We start from the raw sequence: 19564 nt of genomic DNA, 5'->3' as shown, positions 1-19564 counted from the left end.
GTTGCTGTTGTGTGTATGCACGGGCGTCGGTTATTTTTCGAGGGGCGGAGCCACATACCAGCTTACGACACGTGTTCCGACCGCAGTGCTTTCCAGAACATTGCCCATCAGGCGCGAGCGGTCGGGGGTGATGTAGGTGATGTACCCCGTCGGAATGATGATGCCGTAATTGTCGGACACCCATTCCTCTACGGAGCCGAGGCTCACCTGATGCTCGATGTCGTACACGATACCCGAACTCGGCAGAAAGGTTCCGAGCAGGATGATGCCCAGGCCGTCGTCCGTCGCGTGGGATGCGTAACCTTCGCCGAAGTCCGTGACTATGGTTGTTTTTCCCGTTTCGGTATTGAAAAAGGCCGGATATTGGGTTCTCGCTATGTCGTTGCCGGCCAGTTTTTCCGTCCGGTAGGCTCCGGCAATCCATCGGCCGTTGGGACTTATTTTGGTGTATTCGGCGGTAGCGATCATGCCGTTTACCAGACGGTAGTCGATGGTTTCTCCTATACCGTTATCTATTTGTACGGTTTCCACTTCGCGGACGTCGCTGCCGACCCAGTCGACCTTGCCCTCTTTCCAGTAGAGCATTCCGAAGTCGAGGTTGTCCCACGTGCTGCCGTAGATGACCGAACCGTTGGCGGAACATCCGCGGGCCGTGACACCTGTCACATATGGGGCGTCGCGGAAATTGAGCGGCGGTACGGGCAGTATCTCCGGTTCTCCGTCAATCCATCGGATGGGTTGGTAGAGGTTGCCCGGCTGATGGCCCCAGCCGACCCAGATGCGTCCGTCGGCCGAAATGCTCTGTACCTGCGGAATGGTCGTCTGTCCGGCGGGAGCCTTCGGAGTAAAGGCATTCCCGGAGATGTCGAATCCGATGCATCCGTTCGTGTTGGAATCATAGAAAAAAACGGTGCCCTCGTCCGATACGGCGAAAGGGACTTCGATGCAGTAGAGGTCATCGGGCAGCGGTCCGAACTGTATCCATTCGTCGGTTTCGATGTCGATGACGGTCGGACGGTTTTCCCATACGTCGTCTGTCCTCACGGTCTTGACGTTTCCGGCAGCGTAGCGTCCGTTTTTCGACAGGACGGCTCCCATGTCGAAGGTTTTGAGGATACGGTAACGGTTGGTTCGGTGTTCCGGAGCCATCTGGATAACGGTGATACGTGCGGTAGCTTGTCCGCAGGCAATGGTGATTTCGGTCCGCCGTTCGGAATCCGCTTTGTTGTCTGCAGCGGCGAGGACGATGCCCTCCGCCTCTTCCGTGACGGTGAGCCACGAAGCGCCCGTTTCGGCACTCCATGGCCCGGAGGCTGCCACTTCGATGGCTTTGGGTATGTTTCCGTCGGCGAGGAATGTACAGGCGGCGTCGCTCAGGCGGACGTATTCATACTGTGTTGGTGTCTCGCAGGCTGTTGCAAGAAAGCCTGCCGCTGCCATCCATAGGATGGATTGGAGTTTTTTCATGAAGTCAGGTGTTTTTGGTTGAGTGATTAATGGAGAAAATGGAACTGACATTGTACAATAAGTTCTATGTAAAAATAAATAGGCAAATAAAATTTAATATTATGTAAGGGAAAAAATATGATGAAATGAACGCAAAAAACGAAGTTCAGTGCATTTGGCAGGAGCCTGAGAACGTGTGCGCGGACTTGAAGAGGCAGGAGGGGACCAGGGGAGTGCGGGTATTGCCGTCCGGTAGGGGGATAGCGTACGGTAACGTTGCGAACAAGAGGAGGGAGGAAGATACGGACGTGTTGCGGTCAGGAAGGAGTTCGGCTGTCGGAGGCGGTTTACGGTCCGGCCCGGTACCGGAAAGGTATCGGGCCGGGTGTGGTTCTGTGGCTGGAAGGATGTATGTTGTACCGGCGGCCGGGTGTCAGATGTCGTCGCCCTCCTCTCCGTCGCCGGCCGGCGTTTCGTAGGAGAAGGTCATGGTCAGCCGGGGGGTGGATGACGGGAAGACAATATCCGTTGCGGCGTCGGAGAGTTCGTCCCCGTTGCGGTGGTAGGAGTAGAGGTATCGGGTTGGCCACGGGGTTTGCAGTCCTTCCTGAGAATGTATCTGCGTCGTGATATCGGCGCTTTCGGGGAAGTTGCTCTGCGGGTCGCCCGTCAGTCCCAGCAGCCAGAAACCGGTGAGGGAGTAAAACGGCGTACCCTGTGCCTCCGGCAGGACGAAGATGTTCCATACGTTGGCTGTCAGGTTGTTGTCCTGATATCCCGTTTCCTGTGTCGGGTAGTTCAGCTTGTATTGGACGGTATCCTGCACCATTTTCGCCTCGTCGTTCGGATTGTAGGTGGTGATGTGGCAGATGCTGTCCACGCGGAGATTGTCGTAGAAGTAGTCGAACGTTTCGTTGATGACCTGCGCCGTATCGAGGGTCTCTCCGTTGCGCATACTCATTGTCTCGTTGCGCGTGATTTTTTGCAGGAGCTTGTCCTCGCTGTTGTCGTAGCTGAGGCTTATCGATACGGTGGACCGGTTGAGGATGATGCCCGTATTCGCGTCGGCGAAAGACCACTCCAGATTCTCATACCCGTATGCGCGTCCGTCGAGCATTTTTATCTGGAAGCTGCTTTCGCTTCCTCCGGAGGCCATCGTGACGGTACCCGAGGAGCTGCCCTTCTCCACCGAATAGGTGACGGCGCCGTCGCCGCTTCCCGTCGTGAAGGAGGTTACCTCGTCCGATTCGTCTGCGTATTCGAAAGAGAGTTCCGCCGGCCCGTCGAGCGTTCCGCCGATGAGGGTGCGTCTGATGCCGGAGAGCTGCCTGGGTCTGGCGACGGCCGGCTGCGTTACCCGGATTTGCGTTCCGACATTTCCGGGGAGCTTTATCTCCACATCGGCATGGCGGTCGCTGCCGGTGTAGTTGGCCGATTTGGCCATGATGGTTACGGAAGTGATGTTCGGACTTCCGGAGAGCGGCGTGACGTTGAGCCACCGTGTCGTGTCGCCCTGTTCGTAGAAGATGCGTGCATACCATTCGGCGCTCGCCCGGAAATTGACCGTGAAGGGATTGGTACCCGACAGTTCGATGTCGTGCATACCGGGGTCGTCGATATCGACGTATGCGTTGTCGTGTGCGCACGATGCGGAAAGTGCCGTGAGGCACAGTGCGATGGTGATATTCGCAAGGGTTCGTCCCATGTTCATGTCCGTCGGTATGGTCGATGGCGGAAGCGTTCCGGCTCCGCCGAACAAGTGTAGTCTAAGACCGGACAGGCCGGTGTGCCAAAGGAGATTTCCCGGATTACAGGCCTGCAACTGTCTGTTACAAAGATACGCAGAACCGACGAAAATCCGATAGAAATGGTGCAAATAAAGTAAATGGTTGATAATTAGTTCTTATGTGCTGTTCCTGCGGCGGAAAGGGGACAGGACGCCTCGCCGGCGGACGGCTGCGTGTTCTTTTGCCCTGTTTGTACGGGGTATCCGCCCCTCCCGGCAGCAGTCTGCGGAGAGGCGGCGGTTTCCTGCCGGTTCCGGTCGGCGGGTTCCGGAAGCTTCTGTCGTTCCGTATCGGACTGCTGCGCAGGCATCGCTCCTGCGGCAGTCTGTCTGCGGTTATTCGTAGAAAAGGATGAAATCTCCTACGTTGTTCTCTACGATGGGCGTTTGGATGCCGTCGGTTTCGTTGGCGACGGTCGTTTTGATGTAGCGTTCCAGTTCGAGCGTGGTGATGTTGCCCTGCCCGTCGCGGGCCTCTCCGGCAAGACCGTCGAGCAGGGCGCGGGTAAAGACTCCGTTCTGCCACTTTTCGGCCTCGTTGGATTGTTGGGAATCGGTGCTCGAATAGAAACCGATGACGCCGGGTTGGGCAAACTGAAGCGTTCGCGAGATGGACTTCGTGTTATAGAGCGCCCCGGCATGGCAGGCGTCCATGAAGACGACTACCCGGCAGTGCTTGTCCACCAGGATGCGCATGGCCGTGCGGATATCGTTGAAATTTACAGCCGTGGCATAGAGATTCCCTTCCACGGCGTCGGAGGTGAGGAAATAGGTCTCGTCGTTCTCCTGCGCTCCGTGTCCCGAGAAATAGAGGATTGCCACGTCGTCCTGCCGGACGCTGCGGGCGAGTTGCATCAGCGCCGTTTTCAGGCTGACGGCCGTAGCATGGGCATCGGTCAGCAGAATCGGTTCCTCGATTTTGCGGTATCCCTCCGGGTTGGCTCCGGCCACTGCCCGGGCGATATCCTTCGCATCTTTGGCCGCATGTGCGAGGTCGGCGATGTTCGGGTCGTCGTATTGTCCCACCCCCACGGCGAGCAGGTGCAGCGCGGGTTTGAGTTGCTCGCCCGTATATCGGAGCGTCAGGTAGACGGGCTCGCTGTTCAGCCCGCGCGAATCTTTGGCAATCAACTGAATGCGGCGCACTCCCTCTTTGGAAGGCAGTTTCAGCCGCAGCTCGTCGCCCACGCGCCGTACCCCCTTGGCAGTCATGTCGTAGGGTTCGTTGTCGATGGAGACCATGATTTCCGGCGCTTTGCCGTCGGCCGTTTTCGCCTCGTAACGGATGACCACCTCGTCCAGGTCGTAACCCGTACCATCCTTCGGACTCAGGATGGCCACTGTCGGAGGCGTCACGGCGGCCGGCGGGGCCGCATCTTCGGCGGGTGTCCGTACCGTCGTGTCCGCCGCGTGTTCGGCGAGGTTCCGGGCAGTCGTGGTCTGCGGATTCATGTCTGTCCCGTCGGGCACATAGTTGGCCACCTGGGAGGCCGGGACGACCGCATAGTCCGGAGAGTTCTGCCACTCCATTCCGGCCAGGTAGGAGTCGCCGTAAGAGAAGACGGGTTTGACGACGAACTCGCCCTTTTTGTTGATGCATCCCCATTTGCCGCGGTATTGCACGCTGGCGAAGTTGATGCCTTCGCCGAACGAATAGGGATGGCAGTCTTCGTAGCGGGGCAGGATGGCCCAGTTGCCGAGGTGATTGACGAATCCCCATTTTCCCGTGTCGCGGTCCTGGATGCGGTAAAGTACCCTGCCTACCGGGGTACCTGCGAGCAGGTGCTGTCCGGCCAGATAGGAATCGCCGTAGGAAAATACGGGACGGATGACGAACGCTCCTTTGCGGTCGATGCAGCCCCAGCGTCCTTTATATTTGACCGAACCGAGGCGGAATCCGCTGCTGAACGAATAGGGGTGGCACTCTTCGAATGCGGGAGCGATGGCCCATTCACCCCGAGCATCGACGAAGCCCCACAGTTCGGTATCCGGGTCCTGTGCGGCACGCAGGGAGGTTTGTGCCGGGGCGCTTGCCGGCAGCAAGAGGGACAGGAGACTAAATAACAGGAATCGTTTCATGTCGTAGCCGTATGTCGGTTAAGGATTTGTTACTTCGAGGGGCATCCGGAAGATGCCGACGCCGTCGGGCGATGCGTCTGCCGGTCGATTCATGCCGAGCGCTTCGGCCACGCGGCGCAGGTCGAACGGCCGGTCGTAGGCCGTCAGGACGAGGAGGTCGGTTCCGACCGGTTCGGAGAACTCCATCGGATACTGCCGGAAGTCGACCGTACTGTTGCCTGGGACCAGCAGGTGCAGCATGGTACCGCCTTCGTCGATGGGCAGGCAGTCATAAAGGCTTCCGTCCGAGGCGATGTCCAGAACATTGACGAACAGCGGGATATCTCCCCGGTTGGTGATGCGGAAAAAGAAACGTCGGCCCATCGGGGCGCGGCCGCTGATTTCCGCTCCGGTCTGTTCGTCCACCAGCACCATCGACAGGGGGTAGGCCGACCGGTAGTCGAGGGTGACGACGGCGGCATGGATGGCTCCGTCGGCGTTGAGGTCTTTGTAGGATACGGTCGCTTCGTGGCTGATTTTTTCCGTATCGCCGCGGGTCAGTGCCCGCAGGAAATTGGTGGCGAAACGGCCGAGGGCCGAACGGCGCTGAGCCTCGATGATTTCGGCCAGCGGGGCTTCTTCCTGCTCCTTGAGGGCGTAAAGTCTGTTGCCGTCCCGGTCGATGACCGACAGCACGGAGTGTTTCCCGATGCGTACTATATCCTCCGCGGAGAGGGTTTCTCTGGGGGTCAGTGCATCCCATTGGCCCGCACGCAGGCAGTGGGCGTCGCCGTTCACCGAAGCGACACGGTAACTTTGGGCGGAGAGGGTTCCCGTCAGAAACAGGGAGACCAGCAGGCCCAGCATTTTACGGATTGTCCGTTTCATCTGTTGCGTTTTTTTTCGTCCGTCCGGAGCGTTTGCGTGTACGGTGTTTCCCCCGAACCCATCCGGCCAGTTCGACGATGTCTGCCGCGAAGCCTGTCAGCGCCAGGGCGAACATCGTATAGACGAGGTTCAGTACCACTCCGTATTTCGAGAAGAGGCAATATCCGACCAGCATCAGCAGTACGATGAGCAGGATGCGGGCCGCACTTTCGATAAAGTTGGCCCAGCGGGGGTGAAGGCGCCGGCTTTCCCGGACGGCATAGCAGAAATATGTGAAGAGAAATGTCAGGACGAAAGCGGCGGCCGCGCCCCAGACCGGGGCGAGCTTCACCACCCACGTATCGTGCAGGATGGTGGAGAGCGTATGGGCCAGCAGCACGGTGCCCGGTACGCGGTGCGTTCCTCCTATGCGGAAGGGCATGTCGTGCGTGTCGCGCAGGTCTTTCAGGTCACCCACCAGCACGAACCGTCCCCGGATGTCGTCGGGAAAGAGCGGTTGGGAGATGCCCGTCGTGAAGAACTCCTTGTCGAAGTAGTTCACCGTCCGGTACGGGTCGGGCGTGCCTGTCGTTCCGGTTGCGAGATAGGGCAGATAAGGGATGGTATCGCCCTGTTCTGTCTCGGCAGGTCGGAAATAGGTGAGGCGGTTGACGAGCCCTTCGGATATGTTCCCGTCTGTCACGAAGAACGACCGTTCCGTCTCCCCGTCGGTCAGCCGGCAGGCCGCATAGAGGTTGCGGGCCTCGGTGACCGCATTTCGTAGCCGTCGGTCTTCGGCGGTATCCGTCGTGGCGGCTGCCGGAAAGATGACGTCGAGCAGGATGGCTGCGGGAGCACAGGCGTCTATGCGTTCGATGGCCTCGGCGATGGCTGCCCGCGATTTCTCTCCTTCCAGGTCGAAAAGCACGATGCGGTCGTCGTAAAAGCAGCTATAAGCTTCCGTGTCGGGCCCCCGGTTCTCAATCGAGTAGAAGTAGTTGATGACGTCCGCTTCGTCGTCCTGCGGCGCCAGATGGTCCAGTACATTGACGTCGAGAACGGTATAGAGCAGGAAGCAGAGTGCCAGCGAAATGCACGTTCCGGCAAGGGAGCGTAACAGGCGGGACGTATGGATATGAAAACGGACGGGAACCACGGTTGCGGAGCGTTTCGTTGGACTGGCGCGTGCAGATGACGGGAGTCCGGAACAAAGATAGGGAAATTTTGCACAATGCGGTTTGATGCCGTATCACAAACTGTCGGCAGCGTACACGGAGTTTCCCTCGGGAATGCGGTCTGAGGATGCAATCGTTGTTGTCGCATCTGCGGATACATGGGATGTCGCGGGCGGCGTAGGGAAAGCGGTTGTGACCGGAGCAGGGGAGCGTCGGCCGCGACTTTTCGGGTAGATATCGGACAGGACTTCCGTCCTACCGCTTTCGGGGCGGCAGGAGGCTCCTTTCCATGAGATAGTGTTCGCTTACGCTACCGTCGGGAGCTTGCACAGGCCCGCTGCCGGTAATCATGAAGCCGCTCTTCACGCAGACGGCGATTCCCCGTCCGTTGCGTTTGTCCACCGAAAGCCGTACGGTATGCACTTCCCGGTAACGGCCGTAATAGTCGATGAACAGGAAGGTGTCGCGGGCATATCCTTTGCCCCGTGCTCCTTCGGCGATGCGGAGGCTGTCGAGAAGCAGTGTACCGTCGGCGCAGGGTTTCAGCACTGCACACCCTACGTCGGTACCGTCGGCGCGGAGCAGGTAATATTCGTATCCTTTCTTCATGCGTGCCGCGATGGCTGCGGCGCACGGTTCGTTTTGTTCTCCCTCTACCGATGTTTCGCCGTGCAGGAGGGCTGCTGTACGGCCGATTTCGCCTGCTTTTCTGACACGGAAGAGGCGGAGGTTTTCGTCGCGGCGCATCGTGCGGAAGGAGAGGATGTGCCACGAGACCGCCGCGAATATTGCGGCCAACAGGATTTTGAGCCACAGGGATTCCGCCACGAAAAGGATGCAGATGAGAATGGTGACGAACATCAGCGAGACGGCCGTCGCCTTGCTTTGCAGCGTGATGGCCCTTTTTTCGCGGTAGTTGCGTATGTAGGAGCCGAGATAAGGGTGGCTCATGAGCCATCCGTAGAGCCTGTCCGACCCTTTGCAGTAGAACCATGCGGAGAGCAGCAGGAAAGGGGTGGTGGGAAGCAGCGGCAGAAAGATGCCCAGCATACCGAGAGCGAGCGCCGTGCTTCCGAGAATGATGTAGAACAATTTCATGGAGTACAAAGTAACGCAACTTTGCGGATATTCCTCTCCTGTCCGTCCGTTTTCCGTACAAGGAACAGGGGACGGGATTGCAATCCCGTCCCCTGTTCCGGCCGGTTAGGGAATCGTCCGCTGCCGTGTGTTCCCTGCGGCGTTTCCTTCCTTTGTGCCGGCATCAGAAATTCACCTGAAAACCGATGCCGAGCACCTCTTTTATCTGGAGGCGCGGCGAACCGGGCGTATCGGCCGTCTTGCCGAAGAGGATGTCGTCGTCGTATATCATATTGACATAGAGGTTGGCGGTGAGCCATCCGGTCAGGGCGTAATCGAGCTGTATGTCCCAATTGATGTCGATGTTCTGCGGATTGTGCAGGTAGTTGGAGTAGAGTTCCAGGCGCGAGTAGAGCGACAGTTTTTTCCAGAGCGTCGTTTTCGCCTCCGCCCGGATGTTCGCGCCGAACTCGTTGAGGACGCGGCGGCCGCTTTTTACTCCGAACGCACCCGTGTCGGAGAGCCTGTCGTTGCACACGAACGTGGCCCGGTAGGTCGCCGGGGAGACGATGACGGTCAGCCATGCCGTCGGGGTGTAGGTCAGGCCGAGGCCGACGGAGAGGTAGCCGGGGGCCATGAAGTCGGAGATGTATTCCGTGGAGGAGACCTTGTAGTCGTATCCTTTGGCGAACTGGGTGTTGAAAGTAGCCGTCGCACCGGCGTACAGTTTCCGGGCTATCAGCCGGCCGTAGTTGGAGGAGAGGTATATCTTGTCGTTGGTTTTGCGCGTTCCGTCCGTGCTCGTGCGGTTGATGCCGTAGGCGAGTTCCAGACGGTTCGTCCAAAGGTTGCTGCCGTCGTTGTAGTCGAGGCTGTAGTTGAAGGAGGCGTTCACGGCAATTGCCGGGTCGCCGCCCGCGTTCCAGTTGGAGAACGATGCCTGCGATAAACTGAGCCCGGCCGTACCGCTGCTTTTCCAAGGTGAGGCTTTTTGCAGCGAATCGGCCTCCGTCGCGGCCTGTTCCATGACGGCTTTGGTGGTTTTTTCGATGTCGTCGGTGATGGCCGGCGTCTGTGCGAACGAGGCCGCTGCCAGGAGCAGGGCGGTTGCTGTCGTGTACAATTTCTTCATAATGTCTTTGTTTTGGTTATGACTTTTAGCGGGTTGCCGTTATGAATCGGTCGTTATAAAAACCGTGCCACTTTTATCGGCGGTGGCCGTTTTTTGTCTTTCCGATTCTCCTTTCGGGCCGGAAAATATTCGAAAAACGTTACATTTGCACCGGATTTCACCCGGCGTTCCGGTATGGAACGATACGGTATGTTTTCTGATAAATTGCTTATTTATAGGATTTTAATTGTCTGGATGTGTATTTAGCCTTCCTCTTTTGATGCGAGTGGAACGATTTTTGTATTTAATGGTGTCGTAGATAGAGTACATATGGAGAAAGTAATTCACCGTTCGGGGAGCAGGGGGTTTTCCGACAACGGTTGGCTGAAGAGCTATTTCACCTTCAGTTTTGCAAATTACTACGATCCGCGCCGTATCAACTTCGGAGCGCTTCGAGTGTTGAACAACGATACGATTGAAGGCGGCGAAGGCTTTAAATCGCACCCCCACGACAATATGGAAATCGTGTTCATCCCTACCGAAGGGGCTATCGACCACGGTGACAACATCGGCAACATTACGACCGTTTCCACCGGCGAGGCGCAAATCATAAGCGCAGGGCGCGGAATGGTGCATAACTCCTATAATCATGACCGAAACACCCCCCTTTCCTACATACAGATGTGGATATTTCCGCAGGAGTATGAGCTGGAACCGGCCTACTCCAAGGTGAAACTGGAGGAGGTGGGGCGGAACCGGTGGCAGCCCGTCGCCTCTCCCGAGGGAGGCGAACATGTGCTGAAGATAAACCAGCGGGCATGGGTGGAGATGGCGGCGCTGGATGCCGGTACGTCCATTCGGTACGAGGTACGTATCGACACGAACGGCGTCTATATCTTTGTGGTGTCCGGCGATGTGCTGATAGCGGGTTCGTCGCTCCACGAGAACGATGCGATAGGTCTGACCGGTCTGGAGTATGCGGATGTGGAGGCGGAGACCGATGCGAAAATACTCGTCATAGAGGTGCCCATGCGGCAGTGGAGCAACTCTTCCGAGGGTTGACGCCGGAATGGATTTGACGGAACGGACAGGGGGCCGCAGAGCGGAGCACCTGTCCGTTCCGTGTGTTTTCGGCTGCCTCCGGAAAGGGCCGGTACGTCGGGCGGACGCTGTCGGAGACGTAATCCGGCTGTGTGTCGTTGGGAAGGTGGATGGAAGAGAATGGAGGTCCGGCTGAAAAAATAACCGGAAAATTTTGAATCGAGTATGAAATGTGCTAACTTTGTCCCAATTTAAGCGATACGAAAACGAGATGATGGAAAAGGAGAGAGATAAACGTGCGGAAAACGGTGTCAAGAGCTTTTTCGCCGGTTACGCAATCGCCGTTTCCCTCATCGTTCCCGATAATTTTTAGGCAGCTAATCAAGCTGCCTTTTTTTTGGGTAGGCGTTCCGGTCGCTCTTGCGTTTGGAGATTTCTTTTAAAAACATATCTGGATGAAAAAGCTGCTCAAAGGGGGAAAAGTGTATACCGGCGGAGCGTTTGTCCGTGCCGATGTCTTGGTGGAGGACGGCGTCGTGGCCGGAGTGGGCGACCTGTCCGTTTCGCAGGCCGAGACGGTGGATGTCTCCGGCAAGCACTTGCTGCCCGGATTGGTGGATGTGCATGTTCATTTCCGCGAGCCGGGTTTCTCATACAAGGAGACCATCGCTACGGGAAGCAGTGCGGCGGCCCGGGGCGGCTATACGACGGTCTGCACGATGCCCAACCTCAATCCGGCGCCCGATACGGCGGAGCATCTGGGGGTGCAGCTTGAAATGATACGACAGGGGGCGGTCGTGAAGGTCGTTCCTTACGGTACCATCACCATGCGGCAGAACGGCGGCGGGGAATTGTCGGATATGGCGGCCATGCGCGATGAGGTGGTCGGCTTTTCGGACGACGGACGCGGTGTGCAGGAAGATGCTGTCATGGAGGCGGCGATGCGGGAGGCAGCCCGGCTGGGCAAACCGATAGTGGCCCACTGCGAGGTGAATTCCCTGCTGCACGGAGGATATATACACGACGGTGAATATGCCCGCTTGCACGGCCATCGGGGAATATGCTCCGAAAGCGAGTGGAAGCAGGTAGAGCGCGACATCGAGCTCGTTCGCCGTACGGGGTGCCGCTACCATGTCTGCCATGTCTCTACCAGGGAGAGCGTGGAACTCGTCCGCAGGGCCAAGGCGGAAGGGCTTCCGGTGAGCTGTGAGACGGCTCCGCACTATCTCGTGCTGACCGACATGGACTTGCGGGAGGAGGGGCGCTTCAAGATGAATCCGCCCATCCGGAGCGCCGAAGACCGAGCCGCACTTGTCCGCGGAATACAGGACGGTACCATAGAGGTCGTTGCCACCGACCATGCGCCCCATTCCGAGGCCGAGAAGGCCAAGGGGCTTGCGGGCAGCGCATTCGGTATCGTAGGGCTGGAGACCGCTTTCCCGGTGCTCTACACGCGTCTCGTGCTGGAAGATGTTCTGTCGCTCGAAAGACTTGTGGAGCTGATGAGCGTCGGCCCTGGCAGGCTGTTCGGCCTGGGCGGGACAATCGCTCCGGGCGCTCCGGCCGACATTGCCGTCTTCGACCTCGGGGCGCGGTACCGGATAGAGAGCGCCGATTTCCTTTCCAAGGGACATGCGACGCCGTTCGAGGGCTGGGAAGTGCAGGGCCGGAACGTGATGACGCTCGTGGACGGGCGCGAGGTTTACCGCGACGCATCCTTGGGCGGCTGCGGCATTGTCGGCGCATGATTGGGCGGCGTAAAGAACGGATTTATTTCAGAAGGGAAAGACGATGTATAAACGTGCGACATACAGGATACGTTCAAACGAGCCGCTGACGGAGACGGTTTACCGGATGGTGGTAGAGGGCGATACGCAGTACCTGACGGCGCCGGGGCAGTTCGTGAACATCGAGCTGCCGGGCCGGTTTCTCCGCAGACCCATTTCGGTGTGCGATTACGACGGGCATACGATAACGCTTATTTATAAGGTAATCGGCGAAGGTACCGCGCAGATGGCCGGTATGGCGGCGGGCGGGGAGCTCGATATGCTGACCGGACTGGGAAACGGTTTCTCGACCGCCGTGAAAACCGAACGGCCGCTGCTGGTGGGCGGCGGCGTGGGGGTGCCTCCGCTCTACAACCTGGCCAAGAGGCTGTTGGCCGAAGGACGTCGGGTGTCGGTGGTGCTCGGTTTCAATACGGCTTCGGAAGTCTTCTATGCCGAGGAGTTCGAGGCGCTCGGCGTCGATGTGACGGTCGCTACGGCGGACGGTTCGCGCGGCATGCGAGGCTTCGTCACCGATGTGCTTGCGGACGGATGTACGGATTATGATTACGTGTATGCCTGCGGCCCCATGCCGATGCTCCGTGCGCTGTCGGGGGCCATTCGGGTGCCGGGGCAGTTCAGCTTCGAGGAGCGGATGGGATGCGGTTTCGGCGGCTGCATGGGATGCACCTGCCATACGCGTAACGGCAACAAGCGTATCTGCAAGGAGGGCCCGGTGCTGACGACGGACGAAATCATATGGGAGGAACGATGAAGATGGAAGGAATGGATACGGCGTGCCGCCCGGATATGTCGGTGGAGCTCAGCGGACTCCGGCTCGACAATCCGGTGATACCCGCGAGCGGCACGTTCGGTTTCGGTGCGGAATTCGCCGAGTTTTACGACCTGGACATACTCGGTTCGTTCTCTTTCAAGGGGACGACGCGGGAGGCGCGTTTCGGGAATCCGACGCCCCGCATCGCGGAGTGCCGCGAGGGAATGATAAATGCCGTCGGGCTTCAGAATCCCGGCGTCGAGACTGTGATAGCGGAGGAGCTGCCGCATATCGCGAAGATATTCCACAAACCGGTGGTGGCCAATATCAGCGGGTTTTCGGTGGAGGATTACGCCTACTGCTGCGAGAAAATCGATGCGCAGGAGCAGGTGGGTATCATTGAGGTGAACATCAGTTGCCCGAACGTAAAGCACGGCGGGATGAGTTTCGGCACGGTACCCGAAAGCGCCTATGAAGTGACCAGGGCCGTGAAGGCCGTCACGACAAAGCCCGTATATATGAAACTGAGTCCCAACGTGACCGATATCGTGTCCATCGCCAAGGCGTGCGAGGAGGGTGGAGCGGACGGGCTGACGCTCATCAATACGCTGCTGGGCATGCGTATCGACCTGCGTACGCGCAGGCCCGTCATCGCCAATACCATGGGCGGTTTTTCGGGGCCGGCCATCTTCCCGGTAGCGCTGCGCATGGTTTATCAGGTGGCCAAAGCGTGCCGGATTCCGGTCATGGGGTGCGGCGGGGTGGCGACGGCCCGCGACGTCATCGAGATGATGATGGCCGGAGCCACGGCGGTGCAGGTGGGAGCCGAGAATCTGCGCAATCCGTATGCCTGCAAGGAAATCATCGAGGCGCTTCCGGCCGAGATGGAGCGGTTGGGAATCGCCCGCCTGCGGGACATCATCGGGGTGGCCTGACAGCGTGTGCGGGAAACGGCTGCCGGAGGCGGGAGCCGACGGGGGAGTCCCCGGCAGTGGAACGGATGATAATTTTGAGTAAAGTACAGATAAATACAATGGCAAAAGACGTGATTATCGCGTGCGACTTTCCGGGCGCGAAAGAGACTTTCCGGTTTCTCGACCTGTTCACCCAGGAGAAACCTTTTCTGAAGATAGGCATGGAGCTCTTCTATGCGGAGGGCCCCTCGATAGTGAAGGAGATAAAGCGGCGCGGTCACAGGATATTCCTCGACCTCAAGCTGCACGATATTCCCAATACGGTGAAGAAGGCGATGTCGGTGCTCGCACGGCTGGACGTGGACATGACCAACGTGCATGCTGCCGGTACGATAGAGATGATGCGTGCCGCGCTGGAGGGACTTACCCGTCCGGACGGTACGCGGCCGCTGCTCATCGCCGTGACGCAGCTCACCTCCACCAGCGAGGAGCGCATGCAGCGCGAGCTGCTTATCCAGGCTCCGATAAACGATACCATCGTGCAGTATGCCCGCAATACGAAGGAGGCGGGGCTCGACGGCGTGGTCTGCTCGCCGCTCGAAGCCGGCATGGTGAAGGAGGCGTGCGGGACGGATTTTGTGACCGTAACGCCCGGTGTCCGTTTTGCCGACGGTGCGAAGGGGGACCAGGTACGGGTGACCACCCCGGCCCGTGCGGCGGAGATAGGCACCGACTACATCGTGGTGGGGCGTCCCATCACGGAGGCTGCCGACCCGGTGGGGGCATACCGCCGGTGCGTGAAGGAGTTCATGATGCAGTAGGCAGCCGGAAGATAACCCTGACTTTAAATAATTAAACCGACATAAAAATGGATTTGGCTTTGGAAATGGACCGGAAACCCGCTGATGCTGCCGGGTGCTGCTGCGGCATGGCCGGTGAACTGAAAGAACTCGAAAGACAGATTGCGAAGGACCTTCTTTCGATAGGGGCGGTATTCCTCAGGCCCGGGGAGCCCTTTACGTGGGCGAGCGGGATAAAGAGTCCGATTTACTGCGACAACCGCCTGACACTGACTGCACCGCGGGTGCGCGACCACATCGAGGCGGGCCTTGCCCGTGTGGTGAAGGAACTCTATCCCGAATGCGAAGTGTTGATGGGAACGAGTACCGCCGGCATTGCCCATGCGGCCATTACGGCCACCCTGCTCGACCTGCCGATGGGGTACGTGCGCAGCAGCGCCAAGGACCATGGCCGGACGAACCGCATCGAAGGCCGGCTGGAGAGAGGACAGAAAGCGGTTGTTATAGAAGACCTTATCTCTACGGGCGACAGTTGCATCGAGGTGGTGAAGGCGCTCCGCGAAGCGGGAGCCGAAGTGCTGGGCATAGCGAGCATATTCACGTACGGCATGCAGACCGGTCTCGACCATCTGCGCGAAGCGGAGGTGCGTAACCACAGCCTCTCGAACTTCGATACCCTTGTCGAGGTAGCTGCCGAGCAGGGATATATACGTCCGGAAGATATCGAACGCCTGATGGCCTTCCGTGCGAATCCGCGCGACGAGTCGTGGATTGGGACGATTCGGTAGTCCTTTCGGTGCGGCAAGGTGCCGCCGCAGGCCGCCGGCGCACAGGCGGAATGGAAAGAAGAACATCAGTTACCATAATTTATAAAACAGGTTTATTATGCATCACCTTATCGACATCACCGACCTGAGCATGCAGGAACTGCAGGAGATTATTGATCTCGCGCTCGACATCATCGCAGACCGTCCGGCTTACACTGAAAGATGCAAGAACAAGACGCTGGCCACTCTCTTCTACGAACCCAGTACGCGCACCCGCCTCAGCTTCGAGGCCGCGATGCTCGAACTCGGCGGTAATGTTCTCGGATTCTCGGATGCAAGCACCTCTTCGGTAACGAAAGGCGAGTCGCTTGCCGACACCATAATGACCATCAATAAATTCGCCGACATCATCGCCATGCGTCACCCCAAAGACGGCGCTCCGCTCGTGGCGTCGCGCGTGACCGACATACCGATTATCAACGGCGGCGACGGTTCGCACTGCCATCCGACGCAGACGCTTGCCGACCTGCTCACCATCAAGCGCGAAATGCGCCGGCTGGACAACCTCGTCATCGGTATGTGCGGCGACCTGAAATTCGGCCGTACGGTACATTCGCTCACCAAGGCGATGATGCGTTACGACAACATCCGTTTCGTGATGATTTCGCCCGACGAGCTGAGGATGCCGGAGCACGTGCTCGAGGAGCTGCGCGAGGCGGGTATTCCCTACACCGAGGTGCGGGATATGGAGAGCGTGATGCCGGAGCTCGACATCCTCTACATGACGCGCGTGCAGCGGGAGCGTTTCGACGACCCGGCCGTGTACGAGGCGCTGAAGGATACCTATATCCTCGATGCGGAGAAGATGAAGCTCGCCAAGAAGAACATGGCCGTACTGCACCCGCTGCCCCGCGTGAACGAAATCGCCGTGGAGGTGGATAAGGACCCGCGTGCGGCTTATTTCCGTGAGGTAGAGAACGGTAAGTTCATGCGTATGGCCCTTATCTGCAAACTGTTCGAGTGGGAGAACAAACGCATGGAGAATCCGCAGCTGGTCGGCGTGGAGGAGAATCCCGCAGGTGTGAAGTGCCCCAATAAGCGCTGCATCTGCAACTCGGAGAACGTGCCCCAGCTCATGCGTCCCGTCGAGGGCGAAGAGGGTGCATACCGTTGCGCTTACTGCGAAACACTTGTCAGAAAGTAACCTTTCGGTTCTTTGCGATACGATTCGGCCGTCCGGGAAACGTGCGTTTCCCGGACGGCTTTCGTCTGCCGGTGGCCGTGCATTTTTCCCGTTGCCGTCCGATTTTTTATAATAATATTGACCGACGGGGAAGAAAACGATAATTTTGCGGCACGGAATCGTGTAAAAAGACGAAGCGTATGAAGAAGATGAAAAGCGTAATGCCGCTGTTTCTGCTGCCGTTGCTGCTGACCGCATGCGAGAAGATAGGCGAGCTGTTCGGCGGGGACGGGGGAAGTACCGTGACGCCGCCGGAGATAAGGGTGGTGGCCGTGACCGATGTGATGGCCTATGTCGAGGTGGGATATTATGATGAAACGACAGAGGCCGAGGTCGGCATCTGCTGGGCGGAACACCCTGCGCCGGGAACCGAACAGACCATTGCCCTGTCCGGTCCGGGGATGGCGGTCGAAATTGACGGGCTTGCTCCCCAGACCGAATATTACGCACGTAGCTATGCGCGCGGCGGGAACGGTAAGACGACGTTCGGCGGCGAGGTGCAGTTTACGACCGACCGCGAGCGGCCCAAAGTAACGGTCGAGGGTCTCACGGTGTACGACCAGTCCGTTGAGGTGGTGTGCAGGGCATGGGGCCCCCGCATCAAGGAGGTCGGCGTGTGCTGGAATACCGACGGTTCGCCCAGCACCGAAAACGGGGAGTTCCGGCTTTGTACGTACGATGCCGGGAACGACCTTTACCGGGCGACCGTGACCGGCCTCAGTGAGTCGACGCACTATTATCTCAGGGGGTTCGTCCGGACGGACGACGGCTATACCTATTTTTCCGACGGCGAAGCGGATTTCCGTACGGAGGGCGTTTACGTGCCCGACATGCAGATTATCATGCCCATCGGGAAAGAGGATACCTATGCGGATGTCATTTACGGAGTGTACGAGGAGCATATCGTTCGCCGCGGGCTGTGCTGGGCGACGGAGCCGGAGCCTACGGTGGATGACGCGATGACCGACGACGGTTCGGTCGAAGGGACCCTGGAGGTGCGGATTGAAGGGTTGCAGCCGGCCACCGACTACTACATTCGTCCTTACGTGGTGCTTCCGCACGCAGTGGACGGAGAGCGCCTCTATTATGGGGCGGAGGAGATGTTCACCACCTATGAGGCCGACGAGTTCTTCGAGGTGCCGGATGCGGTTTTCGCCGCGTATCTCGTCGCCAAATTCGATAAGAACGGCGACGGTAAGGTCTCCCGGCGCGAGGCGGTCGATGTCTCCTATATGGACGATTTGTCCGGCCGGAACATCACTTCGTTGAAGGGCATCGAAAATTTCCCGAATCTGGCCGTTATCCGCTGTCGGGACAACCAGATAACGGAGCTTGACATCAGCGGCAATCCGAAACTGTTCAATGTGGAGTGCAGCGGCAATAGACTGACCGCCCTCGTCTTGGGAGACGGGGAACTGGAGATGTTGGAGATGCTCGACTGTTCCGGCAATCTGCTGACCGACCTGGATGTCTCAGGCCTCCCAGCCTTGAGAGACCTCGACTGCGACGACAACATGCTGCGGAGCCTCGACCTCGGGGCGAACGGCCGGTTGGAGGAGCTGTCGTGTATGAGCAATCCCCTGACTGCGCTCGACCTCGGCGATAATCCGGAGCTGACGAAACTCTATTGTGCGAATTGCAAGCTGACCTCGCTCGACCTGTCGGCCAATCCGAAACTGACCGACCTGTACTGTAGCGACAACGGCCTGACCCTTCTCGAAATATCGAACTGTACCGCTCTGACCGACCTCTCCTGCCGTTTCAACAGCCTGGCGTCGCTCGATGTTTCCCGTGCGACGGAGCTGCGCGACCTCGACTGCGGGTACAACGAGACCATCGCCGCACTCGACCTGAGTCGGTGTAAAAAACTCGAACGCGTGGATTGTGCCAAGAACCGTATTGCGGAGCTCGACCTTTCGGACAATCCTCTCCTGGTCTCCGTGCGCTGCGAACAGAACGCATTGACCTTGCTGGACGTTTCGGGCTGTACGGCACTCGAATCGCTGATGTGCTACGGCAATGAACTTGCAGAGCTCCGGACCGACGGCCTTGCCGTTCTCGACTTCCTGAACTGCAGCCAGAACCGCCTTCCGTCGCTCGACCTGAGCGATGCGGTGCGGCTTACGACGCTCGTCTGCAATACCAATGCGCTCGTCTCGCTGGACGTATCGCACAATACCTATCTCGAGTACCTCGACTGCGGGAAGAACAACATTACGACGCTCGACCTGCGGAACAACCCGGACCTGGATGCCTCCGGCCTTGTCTGCGATTCGTATGTGAACGTCATCTGGAAGTGACCGTCGCCGCCGGCAGCCCGTGCGTCGGCGGCTAAGGAAAGCGGTGGTTGCGTTACGGCAGGGGAATTTTCCCCTGCCGTAACGCATGTATGGGGAAGGCGTGCCGCCTTCTGTCCGTACTGCACGGGGCCGTTCCGATGCCATGATGCCGATTCGGGCGGTGCGGCAACGGCTCCGGCGGTCCGCTGCGGGAGGTTACGACGCGAAAAAAGGGCGCGGCATTGTATTTTCCGTAAATATATATTATCTTTACGCCTTTAAAGAACGAATGGTTTGGCCGCGGGGGCGGCCGCAAAGGTTCCGGTGATTTTATTTATGCCCGTAAAGACTCTTTTGGTATTTGTACGACAAGGGTCGTGTCTCTGTTTTTTCCGGCCGGAAAGTTCGGATGCGGGGGCGGAGAGGGTGACGGAACCCTTGCGGAGAATGGCCGCAGAC

14 protein-coding genes and 1 pseudogene are annotated in these 19564 nt (G+C 58.6%); 8 read left to right on the top strand and 7 right to left on the bottom strand.

Annotated features, from left to right (window positions below; all coding sequences use genetic code 11):
- Positions 1 to 30: 30 nt before the first annotated feature.
- The 7 genes and pseudogenes from BQ5361_RS05860 to BQ5361_RS05825 form a co-directional block, all read right to left on the bottom strand.
- Entirely contained in the window at positions 31 to 1467 is a 1437-nt protein-coding gene (locus BQ5361_RS05860; protein ID WP_035472586.1) for a BACON domain-containing protein, read from the bottom strand.
- 412 nt (positions 1468 to 1879) lie between these two features.
- Positions 1880 to 3157, bottom strand: a complete 1278-nt coding sequence (locus tag BQ5361_RS05855) for a BACON domain-containing protein (RefSeq protein ID WP_143047524.1) — start codon at positions 3155 to 3157, stop codon at positions 1880 to 1882.
- A gap of 411 nt (positions 3158 to 3568) precedes the next feature.
- Complete coding sequence (locus tag BQ5361_RS05845) at positions 3569 to 5311, bottom strand: WG repeat-containing protein (RefSeq protein WP_081976805.1); 1743 nt, start codon at positions 5309 to 5311, stop codon at positions 3569 to 3571.
- 18 nt (positions 5312 to 5329) lie between these two features.
- Positions 5330 to 6178, bottom strand: a complete 849-nt coding sequence (locus BQ5361_RS05840) for a FecR family protein (protein WP_143047523.1) — start codon at positions 6176 to 6178, stop codon at positions 5330 to 5332.
- Positions 6159 to 7313, bottom strand: coding sequence for a CHASE2 domain-containing protein (locus BQ5361_RS05835; RefSeq protein ID WP_035472576.1), 1155 nt, complete (start codon positions 7311 to 7313; stop codon positions 6159 to 6161). Before BQ5361_RS05835 ends, BQ5361_RS05840 begins: the two co-directional genes overlap by 20 nt.
- A gap of 760 nt (positions 7314 to 8073) precedes the next feature.
- Positions 8074 to 8430, bottom strand: a pseudogene (locus BQ5361_RS10860) (YbaN family protein); the annotation flags it as partial.
- A gap of 163 nt (positions 8431 to 8593) precedes the next feature.
- The gene (locus BQ5361_RS05825; protein ID WP_257526358.1) at positions 8594 to 9541 is read right to left on the bottom strand and encodes a DUF3078 domain-containing protein; all 948 of its coding nucleotides are present in this window, start codon (positions 9539 to 9541) and stop codon (positions 8594 to 8596) included.
- A gap of 309 nt (positions 9542 to 9850) precedes the next feature.
- Between BQ5361_RS05825 and BQ5361_RS05820 the strand changes: the two genes are divergently transcribed.
- The 8 genes from BQ5361_RS05820 (at position 9851) to BQ5361_RS05785 (ending at position 19126) form a co-directional block, all read left to right on the top strand.
- A complete protein-coding gene (locus BQ5361_RS05820) occupies positions 9851 to 10582 on the top strand; it encodes a pirin family protein (protein WP_022064397.1) in 732 nt (243 codons plus the stop codon).
- A 434-nt stretch (positions 10583 to 11016) separates the two neighbouring features.
- Entirely contained in the window at positions 11017 to 12309 is a 1293-nt protein-coding gene (locus BQ5361_RS05815; RefSeq protein WP_035472574.1) for a dihydroorotase, read from the top strand.
- Between the two features lie 43 nt (positions 12310 to 12352).
- Positions 12353 to 13102, top strand: a complete 750-nt coding sequence (locus BQ5361_RS05810; protein WP_035472572.1) for a dihydroorotate dehydrogenase electron transfer subunit — start codon at positions 12353 to 12355, stop codon at positions 13100 to 13102.
- Positions 13099 to 14037, top strand: a complete 939-nt coding sequence (locus BQ5361_RS05805) for a dihydroorotate dehydrogenase (RefSeq protein WP_272867018.1) — start codon at positions 13099 to 13101, stop codon at positions 14035 to 14037. The genes BQ5361_RS05810 and BQ5361_RS05805 overlap by 4 nt, the downstream gene beginning before the upstream one ends.
- A gap of 98 nt (positions 14038 to 14135) precedes the next feature.
- Complete coding sequence (gene pyrF / locus BQ5361_RS05800) at positions 14136 to 14837, top strand: orotidine-5'-phosphate decarboxylase (protein ID WP_035472570.1); 702 nt, start codon at positions 14136 to 14138, stop codon at positions 14835 to 14837.
- 107 nt (positions 14838 to 14944) lie between these two features.
- Positions 14945 to 15604 (top strand): orotate phosphoribosyltransferase, encoded by a 660-nt coding sequence (gene pyrE / locus BQ5361_RS05795; RefSeq protein ID WP_035472689.1) that lies wholly within the window; start codon positions 14945 to 14947, stop codon positions 15602 to 15604.
- A gap of 97 nt (positions 15605 to 15701) precedes the next feature.
- Complete coding sequence (pyrB, locus tag BQ5361_RS05790; protein WP_022064390.1) at positions 15702 to 16787, top strand: aspartate carbamoyltransferase; 1086 nt, start codon at positions 15702 to 15704, stop codon at positions 16785 to 16787.
- 179 nt (positions 16788 to 16966) lie between these two features.
- The gene (locus BQ5361_RS05785) at positions 16967 to 19126 is read left to right on the top strand and encodes a leucine-rich repeat domain-containing protein (RefSeq protein WP_052131014.1); all 2160 of its coding nucleotides are present in this window, start codon (positions 16967 to 16969) and stop codon (positions 19124 to 19126) included.
- Positions 19127 to 19564 lie beyond the last annotated feature (438 nt).

It is taken from the genome of Tidjanibacter massiliensis (assembly GCF_900104605.1).
In the GTDB taxonomy this organism is placed as follows: domain Bacteria; phylum Bacteroidota; class Bacteroidia; order Bacteroidales; family Rikenellaceae; genus Tidjanibacter; species Tidjanibacter inops.
This window is presented reverse-complemented; position numbering and strand designations above follow the sequence as displayed.

Bases quoted from the DNA above. Each gene is read 5' to 3' on its own strand.
- BQ5361_RS05810 (WP_035472572.1), top strand. From the start codon at position 12,353: ATGTATAAACGTGCGACATACAGGATACGTTCAAACGAGCCGCTGACG.
- BQ5361_RS05845 (WP_081976805.1), bottom strand. From the start codon at position 5,311: ATGAAACGATTCCTGTTATTTAGTCTCCTGTCCCTCTTGCTGCCGGCA.
- BQ5361_RS05820 (WP_022064397.1), top strand. From the start codon at position 9,851: ATGGAGAAAGTAATTCACCGTTCGGGGAGCAGGGGGTTTTCCGACAAC.
- pyrB (WP_022064390.1), top strand. From the start codon at position 15,702: ATGCATCACCTTATCGACATCACCGACCTGAGCATGCAGGAACTGCAG.
- BQ5361_RS05825 (WP_257526358.1), bottom strand. From the start codon at position 9,541: ATGAAGAAATTGTACACGACAGCAACCGCCCTGCTCCTGGCAGCGGCC.
- BQ5361_RS05860 (WP_035472586.1), bottom strand. From the start codon at position 1,467: ATGAAAAAACTCCAATCCATCCTATGGATGGCAGCGGCAGGCTTTCTT.
- BQ5361_RS05785 (WP_052131014.1), top strand. From the start codon at position 16,967: ATGAAGAAGATGAAAAGCGTAATGCCGCTGTTTCTGCTGCCGTTGCTG.
- BQ5361_RS05815 (WP_035472574.1), top strand. From the start codon at position 11,017: ATGAAAAAGCTGCTCAAAGGGGGAAAAGTGTATACCGGCGGAGCGTTT.
- BQ5361_RS05805 (WP_272867018.1), top strand. From the start codon at position 13,099: ATGAAGATGGAAGGAATGGATACGGCGTGCCGCCCGGATATGTCGGTG.
- pyrE (WP_035472689.1), top strand. From the start codon at position 14,945: ATGGCCGGTGAACTGAAAGAACTCGAAAGACAGATTGCGAAGGACCTT.
- pyrF (WP_035472570.1), top strand. From the start codon at position 14,136: ATGGCAAAAGACGTGATTATCGCGTGCGACTTTCCGGGCGCGAAAGAG.
- BQ5361_RS05840 (WP_143047523.1), bottom strand. From the start codon at position 6,178: ATGAAACGGACAATCCGTAAAATGCTGGGCCTGCTGGTCTCCCTGTTT.
- BQ5361_RS05855 (WP_143047524.1), bottom strand. From the start codon at position 3,157: ATGAACATGGGACGAACCCTTGCGAATATCACCATCGCACTGTGCCTC.